10 protein-coding genes are annotated in these 15,997 nt (G+C 36.2%); 3 read left to right on the top strand and 7 right to left on the bottom strand.

Features of this window, described 5'->3' with window-relative positions; genetic code table 11:
• Positions 1 to 337: 337 nt before the first annotated feature.
• Genes FS85_RS0109645 through FS85_RS0109655 form a run of 3 tightly spaced genes read right to left on the bottom strand, consistent with a single transcriptional unit; the run spans position 338 to position 6,624 of the window.
• Positions 338 to 2,119, bottom strand: a complete 1,782-nt coding sequence (locus FS85_RS0109645; protein ID WP_010136029.1) for a RagB/SusD family nutrient uptake outer membrane protein — start codon at positions 2,117 to 2,119, stop codon at positions 338 to 340.
• Positions 2,120 to 2,137: 18 nt separating this feature from the next.
• Positions 2,138 to 5,368: a SusC/RagA family TonB-linked outer membrane protein gene (locus FS85_RS0109650; protein WP_010136031.1), complete on the bottom strand. Its 3,231-nt coding sequence runs from the start codon at positions 5,366 to 5,368 to the stop codon at positions 2,138 to 2,140.
• 23 nt (positions 5,369 to 5,391) lie between these two features.
• Positions 5,392 to 6,624: an alkaline phosphatase family protein gene (locus FS85_RS0109655; RefSeq protein WP_029489381.1), complete on the bottom strand. Its 1,233-nt coding sequence runs from the start codon at positions 6,622 to 6,624 to the stop codon at positions 5,392 to 5,394.
• Positions 6,625 to 6,794: 170 nt separating this feature from the next.
• On the opposite strand from FS85_RS0109655, the gene FS85_RS0109660 reads away from it, so the two are divergent.
• Positions 6,795 to 7,403 (top strand): TetR family transcriptional regulator, encoded by a 609-nt coding sequence (locus FS85_RS0109660; RefSeq protein ID WP_010136033.1) that lies wholly within the window; start codon positions 6,795 to 6,797, stop codon positions 7,401 to 7,403.
• On the opposite strand, the gene FS85_RS16395 is transcribed toward FS85_RS0109660, so the two are convergent.
• Complete coding sequence (locus FS85_RS16395) at positions 7,357 to 7,635, bottom strand: CBU_0592 family membrane protein (RefSeq protein WP_071585714.1); 279 nt, start codon at positions 7,633 to 7,635, stop codon at positions 7,357 to 7,359. The genes FS85_RS0109660 and FS85_RS16395 overlap by 47 nt on opposite strands.
• A gap of 302 nt (positions 7,636 to 7,937) precedes the next feature.
• Here FS85_RS16395 and FS85_RS0109670 point away from each other — a divergent pair, with 302 nt between their 5' ends.
• Positions 7,938 to 8,726: a DUF1961 family protein gene (locus FS85_RS0109670; RefSeq protein WP_010136034.1), complete on the top strand. Its 789-nt coding sequence runs from the start codon at positions 7,938 to 7,940 to the stop codon at positions 8,724 to 8,726.
• Between the two features lie 66 nt (positions 8,727 to 8,792).
• Here the strand turns inward: FS85_RS0109670 and FS85_RS0109675 are convergent, their stop codons facing one another.
• The 3 genes from FS85_RS0109675 to kduI are packed head-to-tail and all read right to left on the bottom strand — an operon-like array spanning position 8,793 to position 11,633.
• Positions 8,793 to 9,959 carry a DUF4861 family protein gene (locus tag FS85_RS0109675; protein ID WP_010136035.1) on the bottom strand — a complete coding sequence of 389 codons (1,167 nt, stop codon included), beginning with the start codon at positions 9,957 to 9,959 and terminating at the stop codon, positions 8,793 to 8,795.
• A gap of 4 nt (positions 9,960 to 9,963) precedes the next feature.
• On the bottom strand, positions 9,964 to 10,755 hold the full coding sequence (locus tag FS85_RS0109680) for a gluconate 5-dehydrogenase (protein ID WP_010136037.1): 792 nt from the start codon (positions 10,753 to 10,755) through the stop codon (positions 9,964 to 9,966).
• Between the two features lie 35 nt (positions 10,756 to 10,790).
• On the bottom strand, positions 10,791 to 11,633 hold the full coding sequence (gene kduI / locus FS85_RS0109685; protein ID WP_010136039.1) for a 5-dehydro-4-deoxy-D-glucuronate isomerase: 843 nt from the start codon (positions 11,631 to 11,633) through the stop codon (positions 10,791 to 10,793).
• A 199-nt stretch (positions 11,634 to 11,832) separates the two neighbouring features.
• Here kduI and FS85_RS15445 point away from each other — a divergent pair, with 199 nt between their 5' ends.
• Complete coding sequence (locus tag FS85_RS15445; protein WP_010136040.1) at positions 11,833 to 15,915, top strand: hybrid sensor histidine kinase/response regulator transcription factor; 4,083 nt, start codon at positions 11,833 to 11,835, stop codon at positions 15,913 to 15,915.
• Positions 15,916 to 15,997 lie beyond the last annotated feature (82 nt).

Here is a 15,997-nt window from a genome sequence, read left to right on the forward strand (position 1 = left end):
TAATACCGCAAACAGGGTTTGCTGTTTTTTGCTTTGGCTTGTGCTATTTTTTTAGCAGGTTGCCATAATGTGGTGGGTTGCTGCCCTATTGTTTTTTTGGATGGTACTTATGATGTATGGACTTGATGTAGTTGAAAAAGTGGTTTTAAGTTTTGCTTTTGGGGATTGAAAAAGTGTACAGCTACTAGGCATTTAATTGGTTTGGGTTGGCTAGTTGGTAATGGAGGTTTGGATTGTAAGCTAGCTTGTGTGCTTAACAACAAAAACCCTTACAAACTTGGTATAGGTTTGCAAGGGATTTGAGAAAACTTAAATTAAAATAACAAAACTGTACGGCTTATTGCCAACCAAAGACTTGTTTTAGGTTGCTGTTTAGCTGTATTTCTGAGGCTGGTATGGGTCTGTAATAATGTTTGGGTTCTGTAAATGTACCACGCTCTGGATTGGCTACAATGTATCCGCTTGTTCCTTGGCTTAGGTACACGTTTGCATTGATGTTACCTACGGTACCTACTTTGTAGTATACGAGCTCGGCACCTAGGGTATTTTTTTCTTTGGGGTTGGGTACTGCATCGGTTTCTTGTATTAGTACAATGTCTGGGATGCCATCGCCTGTTAGATCGTGCTTTCCTAAACCGCTAAAGTACATTCCTACGGGTTCTTTTTCTAGTAATTTTCCTGCTGCCCATCGGTTTAAATCGTCTAGACGACGACCCTCTAAGGCTAATTCTACCCTACGTTCTCTTCGGATTTCTAGCAATAGTGTATTTCCTATTTTTGGATGTCTGGCTGCCTGTATAGGGTCTGTTGGGGTTGCTATGGTCATAGGAGTTAAGCCTACACGATTTCTTAATAGGTTGATGCTTTGGTCTAAGTCGGTCTGGGTAATGGTATTTAGTTCTTGTTTGGCTTCTGCGTAGTTTAGCAATACTTCGGCATACCTTAGCACAGGAACATCGACCCCAGCACGAATGTCTTGTAGGGGGCTATTGGTAAATCCTTTGATTTGATGGTATCCTGTAAAGTTCTTTTTAAGTTCTTGTACATACAGGGTGTTTCCTGGGCTGTAGGTTGATGTGTAGTACAACTGCCACCCTGGGTAAGCAAAGGTTTGAGATAAACGAGGGTCTCTGTTCTGAAATTCTTCTACAAAAGACATGTTTGTGTTTGCGTTAAAAAAGCTTCCGTCTGCATTTAGATAAGCGGTTAACAAATCTCTGGCAGGTCCTGGCTCGTAGCTTCCGAACATGTATTGGGGGTCTGCTGCATTCTTTAGGTTGTTCTGAAATGTATTGGCAAAAATAATTTCTGGGTTGGTGGTTAGGTCTTGGCTTTGAAACAAATCTTGATAATCGCTATTGGGATTTCCTGTGTTGTAAATGCTATACCCCCCTTGATCCATGATTTGTTTGGATACGGTGGCTGCCATTTGTAGGTATTGGTTAGCGGTGTCTGTAAGCTCTAGTTCTGGATGGTATTTTCTGAACGTACCTTCGTGCAAGGCATTGCGGCTGTAGTAGGCAGCTACTACCCATTTGTTTACTTCGCCTGTGGGTCTGGTTGCCATTACGTTTTCTAGGGCAAATTGATAGTCTTCGAAAATGTGAGTGATTACGGTGGTTCTATCATCACTAGCTTTGTATAGGTCTTGGCTAGAGGTACCTAGTACTTGGCTGTACCAAGGAACGTTAGAGTATCTTTTTACTTTTTCCATGTAAAAGTTGGCTCTAAAAAAACGAGCGACTCCTATGTAGTGGTTGCGTACTTCTTCGGTAACATCGGCTTTTTCTATGTTTTCTAGAAAGAAATTGATGTTTCTTAGCTCGCTCCAGTTCCATCCTGATGTGATGGTGGTTGCGTTTGCTTCGGTTGTCATGATGGTTTTAATTTCGCGACTTCCTGTGGTGTTCATGTTGTCGGTAGCTTCATCGGCTATGTACAAATCGTCATCAGGAAAATTGTACATGCTGTAGGCGTAAGTGGCCAAATCTTCTTCGGTATTGAAAAAGTTTTCGGCTCCTATTTCTGTTTCGGGGAATTTGCTTAGGTAGTCGTCATCACAAGACATCAAACAAATAAAACTGAACAGACAAAGTGTTTTGGTGATATATTTTTTCATGATTCTTCTGGTTTATAGTTAAAAGCTTAGGTTTACCCCTAACGCGTATTTACGTTGGTACGGGTATTGGTAGCCACTGGTTTCGGTACGTCCTGGGCTGTAGCCTGGATTTAGACGATTGTTGATGTCTGAAATGGCTTCTGGGTCGAAAAAGTCTGCAATTTCTGACCACTCGAACAAGTTGTCTCCACTGAAATAGATACGGAACTTAGAGATTCTCATTTTTTTAGAAATCGATGTTGGAAGTGTGTATCCGAAGGTGATGTTTTTTAGTCTTAGGTAAGCTGCATTTAGCAAATAAGCACTTTGTGGCAAGGCCAATCCTTTTGCTTGGTCTAGACGTTCTCCTAGGTTACGATCTGCCAACCATGCCTGTGCTACTGGAAATTTTGCGTTGGGATTTGCAGATGCTAAGCCTGCGTTGATGTAGGCTTGGGAGTGCATTGCCATTAACTGTGCACTGTCGTCTGATGCTCTGTAATAATCGTTTAGGTGAGCGTATCCTCCTGCATAAGGTTGTTGGTAAAAGCCCCAGTATAGGTAATCTTTTGGATAGTAATCTCTTTTACCGACTCCTTGAAAAAAGACTCCTAAGTCGAAGTTGTTCCAGTCCATGTTTACATTCATCCCGAAACGATATCTAGGCATCATGTTTCCTATAACACTTACGTCTTTTGGATTGTCTGCGGTGGTACCGACTTCTATTTTTTGATTTCCGTCTAGGTCTTTGTACTTAGGCCATCCTTCTACAATTTCTAGAGCTCCCCATGGAATTAGTTCTGTTTGGTCTAAGGCATTGATTTCTTCTTGCGATTGGAAGAGTCCGTCTGAAGTTAAGCCCCAGATTTCTCCTAGTTCCATCCCTTCTCTGTACTGAAGCAAGCTATTGTTAGGGTTGTCGAACTTGGTAATGTACGAACGGCTATCACTTAAGATAAAACGTGTACTAAGCCCGAAAGGTTTGTGTGATCCAAAGCTGTCTTGGTAGCCGATAGACAATTCCCAACCGTTGGTTTTTAAATCTGCAGCGTTCTCTAGAGGTTCGTTAGCTCCGATAACACCCGGCAAATCTTTTCCTAAGGTAAGCATGTCTTTGGTGTCTCTTCGGTAAATATCGAACGTAGCGTTGATTCTGTTTTTAAGTAAACTTACATCTACCCCAAAGTTTAAGGTGGTTACTTTTTCCCAGGTGTAATTGTCTGAGACCAATTCTGGTGAACTTACTTGCAGTGGCAACTCTCCATCTACAATATAATTGCTGTTGGTGGCAGACATGAACGGAATGTAATCGAACGAATTAACGTCTTGATTTCCTAAGGTACCGTAAGAGGTTCTAATTTTTAACAAGCTTAGGACGGGTATGTTGTTCATAAAATTTTCTTTGGTGATGTTCCAGGCAGCAGAAACGGAGGGAAAGAAACCGTACTGTTTGTCTTTAGGAAATTTAGACGAGCCATCGTAACGACCGTTTAGTTCTAGAATGTAACGATCTTGTAAGGTATAATTGGCTCTGTAAAACAATCCTCTAACGGCCCAACTATAAATATTTTGGCTTGCTTGTATGTTTCCTGTGGCAAGCTGAAAAGTAGGAAGGGAAGCAGAAATAACACCGTCTCTGTTAATGTCTGAATACTCGTAACGCAATTCTTCTTGGTTGTACCCCCCTATAAATGTTAGGTTGTGATTTTTATTGAACTGCTTGTTAAATGTGGCAAACAGGTTTAAGACTTGGTACTTTTGCTCTCCAAAACCTTTCCATACTTGGTTCACACCTTCTTCGCGGATGTCGTTAGGAGCAAAACCAATTTTGTATTTGGCATAGTTGGCATCGTAATTTTCATTTTGCTTTTCGTAGGTATATTCTGCATTTACTTTAAGTATGTCTTTTAGTAGCCAAGCTTGCCCCGTAAAGTTGGTTCTAAAAGTACTTTCTACGTTTTTTTCATCTCCCCCATCGGTAATTTGAGCAGCCATTCGCCCCACGCCCGTGTTTGCCCAACTACCATCTGGATTTGTATTGTATTCGTACGGGTTAAAGTTGTAAATACTGGTTAGGTTAAAATAAGATGGATTTTTGCGAATTCCTTCTATGTAAGAAGTGTTGTTTCCTATTTGCAACCAATCGTTTACTTTGGCGTTTAGTTTGGTTCTAACCCCTGTTCTTGTAAAAGAATCTTCGGCTAGCTTTAAGGCTCCGTTGCTGGTATTTTTAGAGCCAGAGACAAAGTAGTTTAGTTTGTCATTTCCTCCGCTAATGCTTAGGTTGTGATTTTCTGAATAGGTGTTGTTTGCCAAAAAGTATTCTGACCAGTCTCTATTTCCCATATACTCCCACATTCCTGTGCTGCTGTTTTCTCTTACCCCTACAGTTCCGTTGGGGTTGTCGCTTCGGTTTTTGGCCCATTCCCACTGGTCATCAGAAAAAAACTGATTGTCCCAAGGAGTGTTTCCAGAAAACGTTTTTTGCAAACGCATGTAAATGTATGGATCGCTGATTTTTTTAGGCAATACGGTAGGTGTACTTACAGTAACAAAACTGTTGTAATTGACTTTAGTTTTTCCTTTGGCTCCGTTTCTTGTGGTGACCAATACTACCCCAAAGGCTGCTCTAGATCCGTAAATTGCCGATGAAGAAGCATCTTTTAATACGGAAATATTCTCTATGTCTTCTGGAGCTATTTGGTTTAGGTAAGAAACATCTGAAGGGATGTTGTCTATTAAAATTAAAGGCTCCCCTCCGTTAATGGATGTGAACCCACGAATGTTGATGTTGGGATTTCCGCCAGGAGCACCACTGTTAAAATCGATATTTAATCCTGGAGACACCCCTTGTAACCCCTGAGTTACGTTGCTTACAGGACGAGTAGACAATTGATCTACAGAAACTGAATTTACGGCTCCTGATAGGTTTACTTTTTTTTGAGTTCCGAATCCTACAATAACAACCTCGTCTAAACTCTGTAAATCTTCTTCTAAGGTGATGTTTATTTGAGATTGATTTTTTACACTTACAGTTTTGGTTAAGTAGCCTATGTAGGTAAACTCTAATTCTTTTCCTTGGGTAAGGGTAATTTCGTAGTTTCCATCATAATCTGTCATGGTAGAGTTGTTTTGCCCTACTACCATAACTGTAGCCCCAGGAATGGGAACGTTGGTAATGTCTGTTACTTTTCCTACGACACGTTTTTGTGCAAAACTGTAGGACGTAGTTATTAGAAATAATAACCCTAAGATTTTGTTTAGTTTCATAATATAGATTTAGTTTGGCATTTTTATTTAGTTATCCAGTAATTAAGTGTGGTATTGGGGGTTTCTAAAACCACTTTATAAAAATTGGAAGGTCTTCTTTTTACAGAGGTTTTAAAGTATTCTTTAGACAAATCTACCTCGCCAATTTTTATATAAGTATCTGTTTTAGATTGGTTAAAATGATTGGTGGTTGTTAGATATAGATTTGCTTTTCCGCTTTGTAAGGCTTTCCAACGAATTTCTAATTTGTTTGCTTTTTTGGTAGCACTAAGCTGTATGGCATCTACGGGACGTAGTAAAGAAACTCCATCTAACTCTCTTAAAACTGCTTTGGATGGGGTTAAGCTTAAGTGCTGTAACATGGTAGGATAAATGTCTACAATGGCAGGAATTTGCTTTTTAAAATACGTATTGGTTTCTTTTTTGTTAATGGCAATCCAAGTGCTACGCTCTCTTGCAGTTTGACCTCCGTGATGCTTTCCGTCTGAGGCTCTACGTCCGTGGTCTGTAGTAACTACAAACAACCAGTCTTCGTTATGCGTTTGTTGCCTTTTTTGTACTGCATTGTAAATTCTACCTATTAAACCATCTTCAAAAGTAACCGCTGCGTTGAACCTAGGACTATCTCCAAAGGCATGTCCCATATCGTCTGTAAACTCTAAGTAGACCCAAGAAACATCTGGTCCTTTGTTTTCAATCACTTCCGAAGCTTTTAGGGCAACATGCATGTCTATCATTTTCATAAAATTGCGTTGTTTGTCATGCGGAAAGTTGATGGAGTCGTGCTCCATACCATCGTAATGTTCGTTTACCTTTAAATACTTTGTTTCAGGCAATCCATCGCCTACTAATTTGGTTCTATTGTCTAACCAAGAAGAAAAAACAGCAATGCTACCGTTGGGGTGTTGGTCTTTGTAAAGCCTAAAAATGGTAGGATAACTATAATTGGGCTTTTTAATGCCATTACCGTATACATTGTGTTTATTTGCCCAAGTTCCTGTTAACAAACTATTGTAACCTACGGCCGATATGGTAGGCGTATTTCTGTAGTCTTCTGCAATTCCCCCTACATAAGCTTCGGTAAAGCTACCTTCTTTAGCAATGCGGTCTAAATGAGGAGTTTTAGCGGTTTGCAATTGGTCGTATGAGATTCCATCGACAATGATAAAGACAACCTTTTTTGAAGTTCTTGCTGGCATATTTTGAGAAAATACCAGGGTTGTCATTAAAATAAAAGCGAGATAAATATGTTTCATGAGTTCTATTCTTTGGTATAAAAGTAGTATTGCCATAAATAGATTGAACAGTTGTTCTATTAAAAAACATTTAAGTAAATTTAAACGAAATGTTACCTGATTTTTTTTCAGAAAACAGCCCCTTTAAATTGTATTAGATTGTCTATTTTAGAGTTTTAAAGAAATGAGATATGGGAAGAGTTAGTTTGCAAGATAAACGTCGAGAAGAAATAACCATGGCCTTTTATGAAGTAGCAAAAGAGGTAGGATTAGAGAACGCGACCATTGCCAAAGTTGCCGATAAAATGAAGATTAGTAAAGGCCTGGTAATGCATTATTTTGCCACTAAAGAAAGTTTGATTTTTGCTTTGAATGATGAAATTTTAAACCGTTATCTAAACTTTGTAGTTTCTGATAAATACCTGAATATTTCAACCCAAAAAGAATTAGAAAACTATATCCGTTCTTTATTTTCTAGAGAGTGGAATCACTATATAGACGATGGTGTATTTTATAGTTTTTACGCTATGATTTATCAGAATGAGAAAATACGAGCCAATTATCGGAACTTTTTATTAGAAATAAGAAATGGAATTTACACTATCTTAACAAATAGCCATCAACAAGGTATCATTAAAAACGCAGATATTACAAAAACTGCAAATATTTTGTACGCTTTGATAGACGGTGCATACTTTCAGTTGGGGTCGCATATAAATAATGAAGTATCGTATTTAGAAGAATCGCAATTGTTTATTGATCACGCTTTGAGCCTGCTTGAGTTTTCTGAACTTTCTTGAATTTGATTCTAAGATTTAAGCAAGTACACAACGCAATGATTCCCCAAAGCGTATTTACTGCTACCGAGGGTACGTCTTTTGTTACAGTACTATTAAAAACCAAACAAGCTGCCCCCAAAACATTGAGCCAATGATAGGTTGTTTTTTGTGCACTTAGCACATTTAAGCTTAGTAACAAATAAGCAATAATAAATACAAACACCCCAATCCAACCAACAATCGTAAACCACATTTTATTTTTCTTTGTTTTTATACTATAAGTAAAAGTAGGTTTTTATTGATTTCTTTTGACTACGTTAAAAAAACTTAACACAAAACTACCTAAAATACCTTAGGCTTTTTTACCATCAAAAAAAAATGAAAGCTCTTTGTATGGGCAATACCCCCTTAATAATTTGCTAGTAGCGTTGGTATGTTGGTTAAAAGGGGGAGATTGTAATTTTATAAAGAGGTGTAATTGTGCAATGTGTTGCTTTTGATTTTTTAAAACATAGAAACCCTGTATTTTTATCACACTTACTATATTATATAAACATGAAAAAAATATTCCTATTACTTGGTATTGCTTTGGGTTTGTTTTTATTCCTAAACTTTAAGAAGAAAGATTGCAAACCTTGGACAAAATCAAAACTATTATTTGCTGATGATGGTACTGGAAACTGGCGAGAAAAATGGATGCTAGACGGAGAAAAATCTACCGTAATAAATTCTAAAGACGGTATGGAATTGATTGCTGGACCAGAACACGGTAACGATAGTTGCCATACCGTTTTGTGGACCCAACAGCGTTTTAAAGGAAATATATGTATTGAATACGAATACACTAAAACCGATACCACCACTAGATGTGTGAACATTCTATATTTTCATAGTACAGGAAAAGGAAGCCCTGCATACCCTACAGATATTTCTTTGTGGAACCACAAAAGAACCGTTCCTTATATGAAAACCTATTTTAATTATATGCACACGTACCATATTAGCTACGCAGCATTTTCTGCCAACCAATACTCTGGCGACCAAGACTACATTCGTTTACGAAGATACAACCCTACAAACATGGGCTTACAAAACACAGATGTTCCTGGAGACCATTTTAATACAGGACTTTTTAAAGTTGGTGTTCCTTATCATATTCAAGTATTTAAATACAAACATCAAATTGAAATGCATATTCAGAACCAGCAAAACCTTGCAGACCAAAAAATATGCAAATGGGATGTATCTGCATTTGATGATTGTACTTCTGGACGAGTAGGATTAAGGCATATGTATACAAGGAATGCACGCTACAAAAACTTTAAAATTTGGCAATTAGAATAGATTTAATCCATAAAAAACCCTCGGAACAATAATTCTTCCGAGGGTTTCTACTTCTTTTCTAAAGTATTATTTAAGTTCTACCAACAAAGGATATTCTAATTTGTTTTTAAAATCTTTTAAATAGGCTTTCCACTCTGCTTCGGTTGTAAACTCTTTGGCTTTTTTCCAACCAAAACCAGCATAATACGTTACTTTATTGTTGTTAACTTTTAGATGCGCATAAGCATTGCATAAATCTTTTTCTTCTACAATGTAAGTTTCTTGACCTAAAAAATCATTATTGCTAGCAACAATTCCCGTTCCTATTTCAGAATCTTGTAAAGGTTCCCAGTAGCTCATCCAACCTTGCTTTTGGTTAACATCTACTTTTCCTTTTTGATCGTGTAGAGTCAAGCCTACAGCAACCTTGTCTGTACCTGTTATAAAAGTTTCTATTTTAGATAAATTATTTCCTTTGTCTAAAGTGATGATTTTATGCTCTGTTATGGTTTGATCTCCCACCTTCCAATCTGCAAACTTTAAATAAAAAGAAGTTCTTAAAGGCCCTGTAGTGATGGTTTTCCATGCGGTGTAATTTTTAGAAAAATGATAGGTGTTATTTTCCTTGATAGCCAAACCACCAATTCCCCTACTTACACCTACATGAAAGTTATCGAGACCTTCTCCTGTATCTTTATGATAAGCTCCAGGATGCTCGTCATTTTCTGCATACCATTTGTTGATGATTGAATAAGAAACTTTTTTTAACCAACCGTCTATACCGCTAGAAAGTGTTCCTCCTGGTACTCCGTCTTCTTTCATTTTTTGAGCAGTGGGACCATACATTCTAAAAGCCACTTTGTCATTTTCCCATGTATAATCATCGGTGCGTTCTGGAACAAATCTAGAATAACACCATGTTTCAGACTTAGGTTGTTCTTGCTCGGTAACCGTAACTACAGCAAAATTTGTTTCAGAATTACTTTCTACTTTGGGCTGAAATAACAATTCATCCATTTCTCCATCTCCGTCAAGATCAACCAATTGCACGACCTCTAGTTGGCCAGTACTTTTATTTTTAATTCCTATATTCTTAAGACTTTCTACTTTTAAAAACGCTTTGGTTAAGACCACATTTTCTGAAGAACGAGGCACATCTAAGGTGTTTTTAACAACAATGTTTGTTTGTTTCTTACAAGACAAGAAACAAACAAACCCTAATAAGATTCCTAATTTATTGATAGTACGTAACATAACATTAATTTTCGTTAGAAGGTTTACCAATGGTTGCTAAAATACCACCATCTACATAAACTACATGTCCATTAACAAAATCACTTGCTTTAGAACTTAAAAAAATAGCTGCTCCTTGCAAATCTTCTGGGTCTCCCCATCTAGCTGCTGGCGTTCTATTGATGATAAACTCGTTAAAAGGATGACCGTCTACTCGAATAGGTGCAGTTTGGCTAGTTGCAAAATATCCAGGACCAATTCCGTTGGTTTGTATGTTGTATTTTGCCCATTCTGTAGCCATGTTTTTGGTTAACATTTTTAAACCTCCTTTGGCAGCAGCATATGCACTTACAGAATCTCTTCCCAGCTCACTCATCATAGAACAAATGTTGATAATTTTTCCTCCTCCTCTTTGTATCATTCCTTTTGCAACTGCTTTAGAAACAATAAAAGGAGAAATTAAATCCACGTTAACAACCGCAGTAAAATCAGCTACTTCCATTTCAATCATAGATGTTCTTTTGATAATTCCCGCGTTGTTGATTAGGATATCAATAGGTGCGACCTCTGCTTCTATAGTTGCTATTCCCTTTACTACAGCTGCCTCATCGGTTACATTAAACACATAACCATAAGCTTCTATTCCACAAGTTTTGTATTCTAACAAAGCTTTGTCTATAGCTTGTTGAGACAAATCGTTTACCACTATTTTAGCTCCTGCCTTTGCTAATCCTTTGGCCATAGCCATTCCTAATCCATGTACTGCCCCTGTTACTAGTGCTGTTTTTCCTGTTAAATCAAATAAGTTAATTGACATTTATTTTTGGTTTTGGTTACTTTATTTTTTTGGTTTTATCTTAATTCGTTGATTTTACACATGTCCATATCGCTATAGTCTAAATTTTCTCCTGCCATTCCCCAAACAAAAGTGTAAGCAGAAGTACCAGACCCTGAATGAATAGACCATGGTGGTGAAATAACTGCTTGTTCATTTGCCATCCACAAGTGTCTTGTTTGGGTTGGTTGTCCCATAAAATGACATACAGCTTGGTCTTGAGGAACATCTATGTAGAAATATACTTCCATTCTTCTATCGTGAACATGTGCTGGCATGGTATTCCACACGGAACCTTTTTTTAAGGTAGTCATTCCCATTTGTAGTTGACAAACATTCAATACACTGTTTACAATGTACTTACGAAGTGTTCTTGCATTGGCTGTTTCTTCGGAACCTAACTCAACAGTTTCTACATCACCTAACCCAATTTTTTTAACAGGGAAAGATTGATGTGCAGGTGTAGAGTTTATATAAAACTTAGCAGGTTCTTTTGCATTGTTACTTTTAAATGTTAGCTCTTTGTTGCCACTACCCACATACAAAGCCTCTTTGTGATCTAGTTCATATGTAGTTCCATCAACTTCTACCAAACCTTTGCCTCCTACATTTATAACTCCCAATTCACGTCTTTCTAAAAAGTAATTTGCCTTTAAAGCATCTACCGTTTCCAACTTAACAGCTTTGTCTATTGGCAGGATTCCTCCAATAACATAACGATCATAATGAGAGTATACCAATCTTACCTCATCTTTGATAAATAAAGTCTCGATTAGAAATTCATCTCTCAATTCTTGCGTATCCATTTGCTTCACTTCTCTGGGTGATGCCGCATATCTAGTTTCTACATTTTTCTTCATAATGTTATACTTTTTATGATTTTTTGGTAAATGTAGTAAATATTTTAAAAATACAATCGATTGTATTTTTAAAATATGAATTTATATATTTGTTATCAATTCATTTCAGTACTATTTTTACATGGTTGTTTTTTTAGAAACGTATCAACTTTACTGCGTTTCTAAAACATGATTATTGACTGTTAGACTTACTTAATTTATGACTCTAAAAAACTCTTTTTTATCTAGAATTCTTATCTTATTTTTCGGACTGATTGTTGGTCAAAACAACAGCTTTGGACAAACAGCTTTTGACAAATTAGAAAACCTACGCTTTAAGCATTTGTCTATTAAAGAAGGGCTTTCTCAGCGATCTGTTACTTCCATTATACAAGACTCTAAAGGATATTTATGGTTGGGTACAAGAGATGGTTTGAACCTGTTTGATGGAACTAAATTCGTTGTATTTAGACACAACTCCGAAGATACTACAAGTCTTAGTCACAGTTGGGTCACTTCCGTTTTTGAAGACAGTAACCAAAATATTTGGATAGGAACTACAGATGGGTTGAACTTGTACAATCCTAAAGAGCGAAATTTCATCCGTTATCAACAAAATAATCCTCATAACTTTTTAACCGATAATAATGTTTGGAATATTGCTCAAGTTGATGATAAAACCCTATGGATTACCACCAATAAAACTATAACAGTAGTTGATATTGACAGTAAAAATTCTATGTCTTTGCCCAAAAAAATTAGTGACATTATTCAATTTAATCAAGTACGATCTATTTACAAACCACACGAGAATTATGTTTGGCTGTGTACCTCTAAAAAGATTATTCAGTACAATTTACTGTCTAACAAAGCTTTGTTCTATTCCTATCCGAATACTTCTAGCAATGAAGCACATCACAACAATTCTCCTAAAATTTACGAAGATGCACATAAAAACATTTGGCTGGGTTACGAAAACGGATTGGCTATTTGGGATGCCAAACAAAACAAATTTGTAGATGCCCCTTACAACATTACAAGTCCTGTTAGAGCTTTTAATGAAGACCTTGATGGAAATTTATGGATTGGTAGTTATACTGGCTTGTACATTTTAAATTCACAAAGAACTAAGGTCAAACAGTTTACCAACAATCCTAACCAGCTGGGGAGTTTGAGTCAAAACTCAATTTATGCCATTACTAAAGACAACCGTGGAGATTTATGGATTGGTACTTGGGCTGGTGGTGTTAATTACTTTGATTACAATTTTCAAGCTTTTCAACAAATTGCTTATGGAACTAGCAATAAAATGTTAAACTATAGTGTAGTTAGTTCTATTATAGAACTACAAAACGGTAACTTATTTGTGGGGACTGAAGGTGGTGGTTTGAATTTTTATCACAAAAACAACGATATTTTTACTTACTACAAACACAATCCTAAAGATGCAAGCTCTATAGGCTCTAACAACATCAAAGCACTTTTGTTAGACCAGCAACAAACGTTGTGGATTGGGACTCATGACAAAGGTTTGTTTTACACTGATATTCAAAAAAAGCCGTTTTCATTCCACAAAGTAAACCCCGTTTTGAATGATGGAGGTTCTTTAGAAGAGTGTAGAATTTTAAGTTTGTATCAAGACGAACAACAAAATATATGGATTGGAACCTTGTCTAAAGGACTTTTTGTATACAACACCACCAACAAAACCATCAAAAAAATAGCCAATCATTTGAAATCGATCAAATGTATATCTAAATCAAACAAAGTAAATGAAGTTTTGATTGGGGGAATCGAGGGAATCGAAAAAATCAACACCCTTACCCACAAAGTAACCTTTTTGACTAACAAAAACACACAAACGTTTATTCCAAAATCTGTAAACTGTATTTTGGTTCATCAACAAAAAATATGGGTGGGTACAGAAGGAAAAGGACTTTATCAAATTGATTTGACTGCAAACCAAACCACCAAATACAGCATTGCTGAAGGGTTGCTAAGTGAAGTTATTTATGGTATTCTTAGTGATCACGAAGGCAAAATTTGGGTAAGTACCAACAACGGAATTAGCAGTTTAAACACTAAAAATAAAGAAATTGAGAACTACTTGGAACCCGATGGCTTGCAAGGTAAAGAGTTTAATTATGGAGCTTATTTAAAGGGGCAGAATGGAGTTTTGATGTTTGGAGGAACCAATGGTTTTAATTTATTTAACCCCAAAGACATCAAAAAGAACAGTTTTGTTCCTCCTGTTGATATTTACGGAATTACGGTTAACAACAAAGAATACACCCATATTACCCAGCCTGGTTTTAAGATCGAACTGGTACACAATCAAAATGATCTTCAAATAGATTATACGGCTTTAAGTTTTTCTCAAGCAGAAAAAAATCAGTTTGCCTACAAATTAGAAGGGTTTGATAGCGACTGGAAATACGTGGGGCAACACAAAAAAGCAACATATACCAACTTGGATAGTGGTAGCTATACTTTTAAGGTAAAAGCAGCCAACAGCAACAACCTATGGAATGTAACTGGTAAAAGTATTGCCATTCGTATTTTACCTGCCCCATGGAAAACTTGGTGGGCCTATACTATCTATCTTTTGTTGTTGCTTGCCTTGCTTTTTTTTATACAACGTATCATTATTATTAGAATTAAGGAAAAAAACGAGTTGAAACAAGAGAAACTAGATAAAGAACGTTTGGAAGAAATCAATCAGCTAAAACTGACTATGTTTACCAATATTTCTCACGATTTTAGAACTCCGCTCACACTTATTATAGGCCCTTTACAACGTATGATTAAGAAACGAATGGGAAATGCAGAAGTTCAAAAACAACATCAAATTATGCATACCAATGCCAACATGTTGTTAGAACTCGTAAACCAATTGTTAGATTTTAGAAAAAGTGAATCTGGCAAATTACAATTGTACGCATCAAAAGCCAACATTGTTGATTTTGTGAAAACCATCAAAAAAGCGTTTGATGAGTTGGCTAACTTTAAACAATATACTTTTGATTTTTACAGCGAGCAGGAAAATATTCCGCTTTGGTTTGATCCCATCAAAATGAAAAAGATATTATACAATTTACTTTCCAACGCGTTTAAGTATAATGATGAAGAAGGAAAAATTGCTATTAAAATAGGATTTGAAGATGAAAAATTAAAAAAATATGTTACTATTCAAATCATCAATTACGGAGAAGTTATTCCACTTCAAAAGTTAGATTCTATATTTGATCGTTTTTATAGGTTTGACAAAGAAGGAAAACAAAAAGGAACAGGAATTGGACTTGCGTTAACCAAAAATTTGGTGGAATTGCATTACGGAAAAATAACTGCAACTAGTTCTAAACAAGATGGAACTTGTTTTAAAGTAATGCTTCCGCTTGGTAAAAAACATTTAAGAGAAGAAGAACGCATTGCACACAAAGTAGCCAATATTGATGTTGAAAAATCCTTTTTGCTAGAAAAGACTTTAAAAACACAAGAGCAAGAATTGCAGCAACAAAAAGAGGCAACAACCCCCAACCAACAAACCATTTTACTGGTAGAAGACAATATTGAAGTACGAACTTTTATTAAAGAAATTTTTGAACGCCACTACAATATAGTTGAAGCCGAAAATGGCAAAGTAGGCTTAGAAATTCTGAAAGAAACCCACCCAGAATTGGTAATTAGTGATGTAATGATGCCAGAAATGGATGGGTTTGAATTGTGTGAACACATTAAGAAAAACATACTTACCAGTCATATCCCCGTTATTTTATTGACTGCAAAAACAGCTAGTGAACATCAAAAAACGGGATTTACTACGGGAGCAGATGCCTATATTGCCAAACCTTTTGATGCTGATATGTTAGAAATACGTGTTCAGAATATATTGAACACACGTAAAAATTTGATTTCTAAATTTAAAAAGGAAATTATTTTAGAACCTAAAGAAATGGTTAGCACTTCTGCCGATGAAGAATTCTTAAAAAAAGCCATTGCCATTATTGAAGAAAACCTGCACGACAACAACTTTAATGTAAATCAATTTACCCAAAAAATGAACATGAGTAGATCGGTCGTTTACAGAAAAATTAAAGCTTTAACAGATCAATCTATTACAGAATTCATTAGAACCATCAAACTAAAAAAAGCAGCTCAAATGCTAGTAAAAACTGCCATGAGTGTTTCAGAAATTGCCTACGAAATTGGTTTTAGTGATTTAAAATATTTTAGGTCTTGCTTTAAAAAACAGTTTAATGAAGTTCCTTCTGTTTACAGATCTAAAAACGCAGAAAACCTATAAATCAAAACCACAACAAAACAGCAATTACATTAACAATATGATTATTTTAACCCCTAAAAACAATCATAAAACCATTTAAAAC

It is taken from the genome of Ochrovirga pacifica, assembly GCF_000220525.1.
Classification (GTDB): Bacteria; Bacteroidota; Bacteroidia; order Flavobacteriales; family Flavobacteriaceae; genus Ochrovirga; species Ochrovirga pacifica.